This window comes from Hyphomicrobiales bacterium (assembly GCA_030688605.1).
In the GTDB taxonomy this organism is placed as follows: Bacteria; Pseudomonadota; Alphaproteobacteria; order Rhizobiales; family NORP267; genus JAUYJB01.
In genome coordinates, this window is record JAUYJB010000035.1 from 1 (window position 1) to 11,458 (window position 11,458).

Sequence of the window (11,458 nt, forward strand, 5' to 3'; positions counted from 1 at the left end):
CACATGCGCGGTGGAAATGGTAATCCCGCGCGCCTTCTCCTCCGGCGCCTTGTCGATCTGGTCGAACGGGGTGAAGGTCGCTCCGCCGGCCTCCGCCAAAACCTTGGTGATCGCCGCCGTCAGCGTCGTCTTGCCATGGTCAACATGGCCAATCGTGCCGATGTTGCAATGCGGCTTGGTCCGCGCAAACTTCTCTTTCGCCATTGGAGCTCTCCGTAAACGCTCTCGTTATCTTGCCCGGCTTCAGCGGGAGATCAGGCGAATTTCGCCTGAACCTCCTCTGCGACGGCGTGAGGAACCTGTTCATAGTGATCGAACTGCATCGTGTATTGAGCCCGGCCCTGGCTCATCGAACGCAGCGTGTTGATGTATCCGAACATGTTGGCAAGCGGCACCATGGCATTGATCACGGTCGCGTTGCCGCGCAGATCCTGCCCCTCCACATGGCCGCGCCGGGAGGTCAGATCGCCGATGATGCCGCCGGTATATTCCTCAGGCGTCACCACCTCGACCTTCATGATCGGCTCAAGCAGTTTCGGCCCTGCCTTCTGCAGCGCCTCGCGAAACGCCGCCCGCGCCGCGATCTCGAAGGCGAGCGCGCTGGAATCGACGTCGTGATAGGCGCCGTCGACAAGCTTCGCCTTGACGTCGACCACCGGGAAGCCGGCGAGCACGCCGGAGGTCATGACGGCGGCGATGCCCTTTTCGACGCCGGGAATATATTCCCGCGGCACGTTGCCGCCGACGATCTTGCTCTCGAACTCGTAGCCCCTGCCGGGCGCGTTGGGCTCAACGACCAGCTTGATGCGGGCGAACTGACCCGAGCCGCCGGTCTGCTTCTTGTGGGTATAGTCCACCTCGGTCGCCCGGGTGACGGTCTCGCGGTAGGCGACCTGGGGCTGGCCGATATTGGCGTCGACCTTGAACTCCCGGCGCATGCGGTCGACGATGATGTCGAGGTGCAATTCGCCCATGCCCTTGATGATGGTCTGGCCGGACTCCGGATCGCTGGCGACCCGGAAGGACGGGTCCTCCTGGGCCAGGCGGTTGAGAGCAACGCCCATCTTCTCCTGATCGGCTTTCGACTTCGGCTCGATGGCGATCTCGATCACCGGATCGGGGAAGTCCATGCGCTCGAGAATCACCGGTTGGGCCGGGTCGCACAGCGTGTCGCCGGTGGTCACGTCCTTGAGGCCGGCCAGCGCCACGATGTCGCCGGCGAAGGCCTGCTTGATGTCCTCGCGATGGTTGGAATGCATCAGCAGCATGCGGCCGACGCGTTCGCGCTTTTCCTTGACGGTGTTGAGCAGCGGCGCGCCGGTCTCCATCTTGCCCGAATAGACGCGGCAGAAGGTCAGCGAGCCGACGAACGGGTCGTTCATGACCTTGAAGGCGAGCATCGAAAGCGGCTCTGCATCGGAAGACTTGCGGCGCAACTCGTTGCCGGTCTTCGGGTCGATGCCGCGGATGTCGGGCACCTCGACCGGGCTCGGCAGAAAGTCGACAACCGCATCGAGGAGCGGCTGAACGCCCTTGTTCTTGAACGCCGAGCCGCACAGGACGGGCACGAATAGGTTGCCGCAAGTGCCTTTGCGGATAAGCTTTTTCAGCGTCGCCTCGTCGGGCGTGTTGCCCTCCAGATAGGCCTCCATCACGCCTTCGTCGAGCTCGACCGCCGCTTCGATCATCTTTTCGCGGTAGCTCTTGGCCTGGTCGGTCAGTTCGGCGGGGATATCGATGTAATGATATTTGGCGCCGAGCGATTCATCCTCCCAGACGATGCCCTGCATCCTGATCAGGTCGATGCAGCCCCGAAACTTGTTCTCGGCGCCGATCGGAAGCTGGACGATGATCGGATGGGCGCCGAGGCGCTTCTCGACCATCTTCACGGATTGAAAGAAATCCGCGCCGATCTTGTCCATCTTGTTGACGAAGATCATGCGCGGGACCTTGTACTTGTCGGCCTGGCGCCACACCGTCTCGGTCTGCGGCTCCACGCCGGCATTGGCGTCGAGCAGCGCGATGGCGCCGTCGAGCACGCGCAAGGAGCGCTCCACCTCGATGGTAAAGTCGACATGGCCCGGCGTGTCGATGATGTTGAGGCGCTTCTCCCTCCAGTAGCAGGTCGTCGCCGCGGAGGTGATGGTGATGCCGCGCTCCTGCTCCTGCTCCATCCAGTCCATGGTCGCGGCGCCCTCATGCACCTCGCCCATCTTATGGCTCTTGCCGGTGTAGTAGAGGATCCGCTCGGTCGTCGTCGTCTTTCCGGCATCGATGTGGGCCATGATGCCGAAGTTGCGGTAATCCTCGATTTTGTGGGTACGGGGCATGGGAGAGGTCTCTTAAAGCTCAGCTACCATCGATAATGCGAGAAGGCGCGGTTGGCCTCGGCCATCTTGTGCGTATCCTCGCGCTTCTTGACCGCGGTCCCCCGATTGTTCGACGCATCGAGCAGTTCGCCGGAAAGCCGCCCGACCATGGTTTTCTCGCTGCGACCGTTGGCGGCCGCGATCAGCCAGCGAATGGCGAGCGCCTGCCGGCGGTCGGTGCGCACCTCGATCGGCACCTGATAGGTCGCTCCGCCGACGCGCCTCGACCGCACCTCGATCGCCGGCATGACATTCTCCAACGCCTGGCGGAACACGGCGATGGGATCCTGCTTGGCCTTGCGCTCGATCTCGTCGAGAGCGCCGTAGACCAGCCGCTCGGCGACCGATTTCTTGCCGGCCTTCATGACGGAGTTCATGAATTTGGTGAGCACCATGTCGCCGAATTTGGGATCCGGCATGATCTCACGCTTGTCGGCACGGTGGCGACGCGACATCTTTCCGGCTCCCTATTTCGGCCGCTTGGCGCCGTATTTCGAGCGCCGCTGCCTACGGTCCTTCACCCCCTGGGTGTCGAGCACGCCGCGGATGATGTGATAGCGCACGCCCGGCAGGTCCTTCACCCGCCCGCCGCGGATCATGACCACGGAATGCTCCTGAAGGTTGTGGCCTTCGCCGGGGATGTAACTGGTCACCTCGAAGCCGTTGGTCAGGCGCACGCGCGCCACCTTGCGCAGCGCCGAGTTCGGCTTTTTCGGCGTCGTCGTGTAGACGCGCGTGCACACGCCGCGCTTCTGCGGGCAGGCTTCCATGGCCGGCACCTTGTTGCGCTTGACCTTCGGAGCGCGCGGTTTGCGGATCAATTGGTTAATCGTCGGCATGATTGGCCTTTGTCGTCTACCTTTTGCGTTTGCCGTCGCGGCGCTGCGCTGGGGGGCGCCCGGTTCGTGCAGCATTTCGAGCCGGGCCGGCGGTCTAACCACCCGCTTTAGACGCCAGACGACCTCAGCTCCTCGCGGAGCCGGGTCGTGCGCAGAATGTTTCAACCTCAGTTTTGGCCGGCAGCGTCTAGGCTCGACCTGTTTGGGCGCCTGGGGTGGCGCAGCCAAACGCGACGTGGCCTACCGCCTGCCGAAATGCGCGCGCAACATACTGTTGCGGCCGTATGGCGTCAACCCCCCGCGGCGGCCAGAAATGCAGGGAAAATCAAAATAATTCCAACCTGGCGGGCGCCTCGTTCACTCCGAGCTCTCGCCCTCCCCGATCAGGGCCATTTCGGCGGACTCGGCCTCGAGCTGCGCCTTGGCCCGCTCTTCGAGGATGAGCGCGTCGCGGTGGGCGGCGACCGAGCGCAGGCGGTTGATCATCGCGCCCGTTCCGGCCGGGATCAGGCGCCCGACGATGACATTTTCCTTCAGGCCGTCGAGCGTATCGACCTTGCCGTTGACCGCGGCATCGGTGAGCACCCGCGTCGTCTCCTGGAAGGAGGCGGCGGAGATGAAGGAGCGGGTCTGCAGCGAAGCCTTGGTGATTCCGAGCAGGACCGGACTCGCGGAAGCCGGCTTCTTGCCCTCCTCCTTGACCTGGTCGTTGGCGAGGTCGAACTCGATGCGGTCGAGCTGCTCGCCGGCAAGCAGATTGGTCTCGCCGGGATCGGTGACCTCGACCTTCTGCAGCATCTGGCGGACAATCACCTCGATGTGCTTGTCGTTGATGTTGACGCCCTGCAGCCGGTATACCTCCTGGATCTCGTTGACGAGATAGGCGGCAAGCTCCTCGACGCCCTTGATGGCCAGAATGTCGTGCGGGGCGGGATGGCCGTCGAGCAGGAACTCGCCCTTCTCGATATAGTCGCCCTCCTGCACGTGCAGATGGCGGCCCTTGGGGATCAGATACTCGACCGCCTCCGCTCCGTCCTCGGTCGGGTCGATGGCGATACGGCGCTTGTTCTTGTAGTCGCGGCCGAAACGCACATGGCCGGAAATCTCGGCGATGATGGCGTGATCCTTGGGCCGGCGCGCCTCGAACAGCTCCGCCACCCGCGGCAGACCGCCGGTGATGTCGCGGGTCTTGGCGCTCTCCAGCGGAATGCGCGCCAGAACGTCGCCGGGCTTGACCTTGGTGCCGGGATTGATCGGGATGACGGCGTCGACGGACAGCAGATAGCGCGCCTCGCCGCCCCGCTCGAGCTTGACGAACTTGCCCTTGGCGTCCTTGATCACGATCGCCGGGCGCAGATCGGCACCGCGCGCAGAGGTGCGCCAGTCGATGACCACGCGCTTGGTGATGCCGGTCGATTCGTCGAAGGCTTCGCTGACCGAGGCGCCCTCGACCAGATCCTCGAACTCGACCTTTCCGGCGACTTCGGTGAGGATCGGGCGGGTGTAGGGGTCCCATTCGGCGAGCCGCATACCGCGTTTGATCTCTTCGCCCTCCTTGACCCGCAGCCGCGCGCCATAGGGAATGCGGTGGACCGCGCGCTCATTGCCGTCCGCATCGACCACCAGGATCGCCATGTTGCGTCCCATGGCGATGATCTGGCCGTCGGAATCGGTACCGATGGAGCCGCTGCGGATATTCACCACGCCGGCATAGTTCGACTCGATGAACGACTGGTCGACCACCTGCGCCGTGCCGCCGATATGGAAGGTGCGCATTGTGAGCTGGGTGCCCGGCTCGCCGATCGACTGGGCGGCGATGACGCCGACCGCTTCGCCGTGATTGACCGGCGTTCCGCGCGCCAGATCGCGGCCGTAGCAGGTGCCGCAGACGCCGCTCTTGGTCTCGCAGGTGAGCACCGAGCGGATCTTGATCTTCTGCACCTGGGCCGCCTCGATCTCCTCGACCTGGCGTTCCTGGATCAGCTCGCCCTTCTTGACGATGGTCTCGCCGCTCGCCGGATCCTTGACGTTCTCGGCAGCAGTGCGGCCGAGCACCCGCTGGCCGAGCGAGGCGATGACCTCGCCGGCGTCGATCGCCGCCATCATGGCGATGCCGTTCGAGGTGCCGCAATCCTCCTCGGTGATGATGCAGTCCTGGGCAACGTCGACCAGGCGCCGGGTCAGATAGCCGGAATTGGCGGTTTTCAGCGCCGTGTCGGCCAGGCCCTTGCGGGCGCCATGGGTGGAATTGAAATATTCCAGCACCGACAGGCCTTCCTTGAAGTTGGAGATGATCGGCGTCTCGATGATTTCGCCCGAGGGTTTGGCCATCAGGCCGCGCATGCCGGCGAGCTGCTTCATCTGCGCCGGCGAGCCGCGGGCGCCGGAGTGCGACATCATGTAGATCGAATTCATCGGACGGGCGCGCTTGGTCTTCTCGTCGGTCTGCAGCGCGGAGATGCGCAGCATCATCTCGTCGGCGACCCGGTCGGTGCATTTGGCCCAGGCGTCGACGACCTTGTTGTATTTCTCGCCCTGGGTGATCAGGCCGTCATTGTATTGCTGCTCATATTCCTTGACGAGGTCGCGGGTGGCCCCGACCAGGCCTTGCTTGGACTCCGGGATGACCATGTCGTCCTTGCCGAAGGAGATGCCGGCGCGGCAGGCATGATAGAAGCCCAGCCCCATGATCTGGTCGCAGAAGATGACAGTCTCCTTCTGGCCGCAGTGGCGGTAGACGACGTCGATCATCTGCGAGATCTCGCGCTTGGTCAGCAGCTGGTTGACGAGATCGAAGGTCACGTTGGGGCGCCGCGGCAGGAGCTCGCCGAGCAGCATCCGGCCCGGTGTCGTCTCATAGACCTTGGAGAACAGCTTGCCCTCCTCGTCGGCCATTTCGACCCGGCCCCTGACCTTCGAATGCAGGCTGACGGCGTTGGCCTCCAGCGCGTGCTGCACCTCGGAGACCGAGCCTAAGACCATGCCTTCGCCGGGCTCGTTGTCGAGCATCAGGCTGAGGTAATAGAGGCCGAGAACGATGTCCTGCGACGGCACGATGATCGGCGATCCGTTGGCCGGGTGCAGGATATTGTTGGTCGACATCATCAAGACGCGCGCCTCGAGCTGGGCCTCCAGCGACAGCGGCACGTGCACCGCCATCTGGTCGCCGTCGAAGTCGGCGTTGAAGGCGGCGCAGACCAGCGGGTGGAGCTGGATCGCCTTGCCCTCGATGAGCACCGGCTCGAATGCTTGAATGCCGAGGCGATGCAGGGTCGGCGCGCGGTTGAGCAGCACCGGATGCTCGCGGATGACTTCGTCGAGAATGTCCCAGACCTCGGGCTTTTCCTTTTCGACCAGCTTCTTCGCCTGCTTCACCGTCGCCGACAGGCCCTTGGCGTCGAGCCTGGAGTAGATGAACGGCTTGAACAGCTCCAAAGCCATCTTCTTCGGCAGGCCGCACTGGTGCAGCTTCAGCTCGGGGCCGACGACGATCACCGAGCGGCCGGAATAGTCGACGCGCTTGCCGAGCAGATTCTGGCGGAAACGCCCCTGCTTGCCCTTGAGCATGTCGGCGAGCGACTTCAACGGCCGCTTGTTGGCGCCGGTGATGACGCGGCCGCGCCGTCCATTGTCGAACAGCGCATCGACGGATTCCTGCAGCATCCGCTTCTCGTTGCGGATGATGATGTCCGGCGCCCTGAGCTCGATCAGCCGCTTGAGGCGGTTATTGCGGTTGATGACGCGGCGGTAGAGATCGTTGAGATCGGAGGTCGCAAACCGGCCGCCGTCGAGCGGCACCAGCGGCCGCAGGTCCGGCGGGATCACCGGCACCACGGTGAGGATCATCCACTCCGGCTTGTTGCCGGAAGCGATGAAGGCCTCGATCACCTTGAGACGCTTGGCGAGTTTCTTCGGCTTCAATTCCGTCGTCGCCTCGGCGATCTCCTGGCGCAGATCGTCGCGCAGTTTTTCCAGATCGAGCGCCTTGAGGAGCTCGCGGATGGCTTCCGCTCCAATACCGGCGGTGAACGAATCGGGCCCGAACTCTTCCTGCGCCTGCAGATACTCTTCCTCGCCGAGAAGCTGGTTGGGCTTGAGCGGCGTCAGCCCGGGCTCGACGACCACGTAGCTTTCGAAATAGAGCACCCGCTCCAGATCCTTGAGCGTCATGTCGAGAACCAGGCCGATGCGGCTCGGCAGCGATTTCAGGAACCAGATATGGGCGACGGGAGCGGCCAGCTCGATGTGACCCATGCGCTCGCGACGGACCCGGCTCAGGGTCACCTCGACGCCGCACTTCTCGCAGATGATGCCCTTATATTTCATCCGCTTATACTTGCCGCACAGGCACTCATAGTCCTTGATCGGACCGAAGATGCGGGCGCAGAACAGCCCGTCCCGTTCCGGCTTGAAGGTGCGGTAGTTGATGGTCTCCGGTTTCTTGATCTCGCCAAAGGACCAGCTCAGGATCTTTTCCGGACTCGCGATCGAGATCTTGATCTGATCAAAGACCTGCTGGGCCGGCTGCTGGCCGGCGGGTCCGAAGACGTTAATGATTTCCTGGTTCATCCGCTCTCTCTCCCGGAGGCTTCGGGCGGCAAGGCCGGCACCGGCGCCGGCCGCCCTTTGTCCCAACTAACTTTCATTTGCGCGCAACTGTTCCGCTTTGACGCGTCTATTCGGCTGCCTTCGCCGGACGCGTATGCTCCGGCGGCGGCTCGCTGCGCGACTTGGTGTTCATCAGCTCGACATTGAGGCCGAGCGAACGCATTTCCTTGACCAACACGTTGAACGATTCAGGAATACCCGACTCGAAGGTGTCGTCGCCGCGCACGATGGCCTCATAGACCTTGGTGCGGCCGGCCACGTCGTCGGACTTGACGGTCAGCATCTCCTGCAGCGTGTAGGCCGCGCCATAGGCTTCGAGCGCCCACACCTCCATCTCGCCGAACCGCTGGCCGCCGAACTGCGCCTTGCCGCCGAGCGGCTGCTGGGTGACCAGGCTGTAGGGGCCGATCGAACGGGCGTGGATCTTGTCATCGACCAGATGGTGCAGCTTCAGCATGTAGATGTAGCCGACCGTCACCTTGCGGTCGAAGGGCTCGCCCGAGCGGCCGTCATAAAGGACGGCCTGGCCGGAACGATCGAAACCCGCCAAGTCGAGCATCTCGACGATATCGGCTTCCCGCGCGCCGTCGAACACCGGCGTTGCGATCGGCACGCCGCCGCGCAGATTGTCGCCCAGCTCGGCAATCTCATCCTCGTCCAGCGAGGCGATGGTCGTGTCCTTGCCGTAGACGCGCCCGAGCGCATCCTTGAGCTGCTTGATCTTTCCGTCGCGGCGGAATGCGTCGACGGCCTCGCCGATCTGACTGCCGAGGCCGCGGCAGGCCAAGCCGAGATGGGTCTCCAGGATCTGGCCGACATTCATCCGGCTCGGCACGCCGAGCGGGTTGAGGACGATGTCGATCGGGGTCCCATCCTCGAGATAGGGCATGTCCTCGACCGGCAGGATGCGGCTGATGACGCCCTTATTGCCGTGGCGGCCCGCCATCTTGTCACCGGGCTGAACCTTGCGCTTCACGGCAACGAAGACCTTGACCATCTTCATCACGCCGGGCGGCAGCTCGTCGCCGCGCTGCAGCTTGTCGACCTTGTCGACGAAACGGGCCTCGAGGTTCTTCTTCGATTCCTCGTATTGGCGGCCGATCGACTCGATCTCCTCCATGACTTTTTCGTTCTTAAGGCCGATCTGCCACCACTGGCCGCGCGGGACTTCGTCGAGCACCGCCTCGGTGATCTTGGTGTCCGCCTTAAGCCCCTTGGGGCCGCTCGCCACCTGCTTGTTCAGGAGCAGGTCGCGCAGCCGGCCATAGACGTTGCGGTCGAGGATGGCGAGCTCGTCGTCGCGGTCCTTGGCCAGGCGCTCGATCTCCTCGCGCTCGATGGCCATGGCCCGTTCGTCCTTGTCGATGCCGTGGCGGTTGAACACGCGCACCTCGACGACGGTGCCGGTGGCGCCCGGCGGCACGCGCAGCGAGGTGTCGCGCACGTCAGACGCCTTTTCGCCGAAGATCGCCCTGAGCAGCTTTTCCTCCGGCGTCATCGGGCTTTCGCCCTTGGGCGTGATCTTGCCGACCAGGATGTCGCCGGCCTCGACCTCGGCGCCGATATAGACGATGCCGGCCTCGTCGAGATTCTTCAGCGCCTCTTCCGAGACGTTGGGAATGTCGCGGGTGATCTCCTCCGGCCCGAGCTTGGTGTCGCGGGCCATGACTTCGAATTCCTCGATATGGATCGAGGTGAAGACGTCGTCGCGGACGACGCGCTCGGAGATCAGGATGGAATCCTCGAAATTGTAGCCCATCCACGGCATGAAGGCGACGAGGACGTTGCGGCCGAGCGCCAAGTCGCCGAGATCGGTCGACGGACCATCGGCGATGATGTCGCCCTCGTTCACATGGTCGCCGACCTTCACCAGGGGCCGCTGATTGATGCAGGTATTCTGGTTGGAACGCTGGTATTTCAATAGGTTATAGATGTCGACGCCGGACTTCGACGGATCGGTCTCCTCGGTGGCGCGAACCACGATGCGGGTCGAATCCACCTGATCGACGATGCCGGTCCGCCGGGCGGCGATCGCGGCGCCTGAATCGCGCGCCACCACCGATTCCATTCCGGTGCCGACGAGCGGCGCCTCGGTGCGGATCAGCGGCACCGCCTGGCGCTGCATGTTGGAGCCCATCAGAGCGCGGTTGGCGTCATCGTTCTCCAGGAACGGAATGAGCGCGGCGGCCACCGAAACGAGCTGCTTCGGCGACACGTCCATATAGTCGACGCGGTCGGGCGAGACCATGATCACGTCGCTGGCGTGGCGGGTGGTGACGAGGTCGTTGACGAACTTTCCGTCAGGCCCGATCGGGGCGCTCGCCTGGGCGATGTGGTGCTTGGATTCCTCCATCGCCGACAGGTAGACCACCTGCTTGGTGACCTTGCCGTTCTTGACCACATGGTACGGGCTTTCGATGAAGCCGTATTTGTTGACACGGGCGAAGGTCGCCAGCGAATTGATCAGGCCGATATTCGGCCCCTCCGGGGTCTCGATCGGGCAGATGCGCCCGTAATGGGTCGGGTGCACGTCGCGCACCTCGAAACCGGCCCGTTCGCGGGTCAGCCCGCCCGGCCCGAGCGCCGACAACCGTCGCTTGTGGGTGATCTCGGAGAGCGGATTGGTCTGATCCATGAACTGGGAGAGCTGCGAGGAGCCGAAGAACTCGCGCACGGCCGCCGCCGCCGGCTTGGCGTTGATCAGGTCCTGCGGCATGACCGTGTCGATGTCGACCGAGCTCATGCGCTCCTTGATCGCGCGCTCCATGCGCAACAGGCCGATGCGGTACTGGTTCTCCATCAGCTCGCCGACCGAGCGCACGCGCCGGTTGCCGAGGTGGTCGATGTCGTCGATCTCGCCCTTGCCGTCGCGAAGATCGACGAGATTCTTGACCACCCCGAGAATGTCTTCCCTGCGCAGGGTGCGCACCGTGTCGTCGGCGTCGAGGTCGAGACGCATGTTCATCTTCACCCGCCCGACCGCCGACAGGTCGTAGCGCTCCGAATCGAAGAACAGCCCGTTGAACAGAGTTTCCGCGGTTTCGATCGTCGGCGGCTCGCCCGGCCGCATCACCCGGTAGATGTCGAACAGGGCCGATTCGCGCCCGTCATTCTTGTCCAGCGCCAGCGTGTTGCGCATATAGGGGCCGACATTGACATGGTCGATATCGAGCACCTCGATCGCATCGACGCCGGCCTCGGCCAGGGTCTTGAGCAGCGCCGGCGTGATCTCCTCGCCGGCTTCCGCGAACACCTCGCCGGTCTTGGTATTGACGATCTCGCCGCCGATATATTGGCCCTCGAGATGCTCGTCGGTGACCAGCAGCGCCTTGACGCCCTCCTCGGCAAGCTTTCGCAAGAGCCGCACCGTGATCTTCTGCCCGGCCTCGATCACGACCTTTCCGGAGGCCGCGTCGACGAGATCCGTCGTCGGCTTCGCCCCGCGCAGCCGGTCCGGCTCGAAGGGTAGCTTCCAACCTTCCTTGTGGCGGCTAAAGGCGACGCGCTCATAGAAGGTGTCGAGAATCTCTTCGGCGTCGAGCCCGAGCGCGTAGAGAAGGGTCGTCACCGGCAGCTTGCGGCGGCGGTCGATCCGCACGTAGACGATGTCCTTGGCGTCGAACTCGAAGTCGAGCCAGGAGC

General features: G+C 63.8%; 6 protein-coding genes. All 6 read right to left on the reverse strand.

Annotated features, from left to right (window positions below):
* On the reverse strand, positions 1 to 204 hold a 204-nt coding region (locus Q8P46_04405; protein MDP2619406.1), incomplete at its 3' end, for a GTP-binding protein.
* 50 nt (positions 205 to 254) lie between these two features.
* Positions 255 to 2,330: an elongation factor G gene (fusA, locus tag Q8P46_04410; GenBank protein MDP2619407.1), complete on the reverse strand. Its 2,076-nt coding sequence runs from the start codon at positions 2,328 to 2,330 to the stop codon at positions 255 to 257.
* 23 nt (positions 2,331 to 2,353) lie between these two features.
* The gene (rpsG, locus tag Q8P46_04415; protein MDP2619408.1) at positions 2,354 to 2,824 is read right to left on the reverse strand and encodes a 30S ribosomal protein S7; all 471 of its coding nucleotides are present in this window, start codon (positions 2,822 to 2,824) and stop codon (positions 2,354 to 2,356) included.
* 12 nt (positions 2,825 to 2,836) lie between these two features.
* Positions 2,837 to 3,208: a 30S ribosomal protein S12 gene (rpsL, locus tag Q8P46_04420; GenBank protein MDP2619409.1), complete on the reverse strand. Its 372-nt coding sequence runs from the start codon at positions 3,206 to 3,208 to the stop codon at positions 2,837 to 2,839.
* Positions 3,209 to 3,565: 357 nt separating this feature from the next.
* The gene (gene rpoC / locus Q8P46_04425; GenBank protein MDP2619410.1) at positions 3,566 to 7,777 is read right to left on the reverse strand and encodes a DNA-directed RNA polymerase subunit beta'; all 4,212 of its coding nucleotides are present in this window, start codon (positions 7,775 to 7,777) and stop codon (positions 3,566 to 3,568) included.
* A 106-nt stretch (positions 7,778 to 7,883) separates the two neighbouring features.
* On the reverse strand, positions 7,884 to 11,458 hold a 3,575-nt coding region (gene rpoB / locus Q8P46_04430; GenBank protein ID MDP2619411.1), incomplete at its 5' end, for a DNA-directed RNA polymerase subunit beta.

What these genes read in the sequence shown, in the direction of transcription:
- fusA (MDP2619407.1), bottom strand. Translation starts at nt 2,330, where the DNA reads ATGCCCCGTACCCACAAAATCGAGGATTACCGCAACTTCGGCATCATG.
- rpsG (MDP2619408.1), bottom strand. Translation starts at nt 2,824, where the DNA reads ATGTCGCGTCGCCACCGTGCCGACAAGCGTGAGATCATGCCGGATCCC.
- rpsL (MDP2619409.1), bottom strand. Translation starts at nt 3,208, where the DNA reads ATGCCGACGATTAACCAATTGATCCGCAAACCGCGCGCTCCGAAGGTC.
- rpoC (MDP2619410.1), bottom strand. Translation starts at nt 7,777, where the DNA reads ATGAACCAGGAAATCATTAACGTCTTCGGACCCGCCGGCCAGCAGCCG.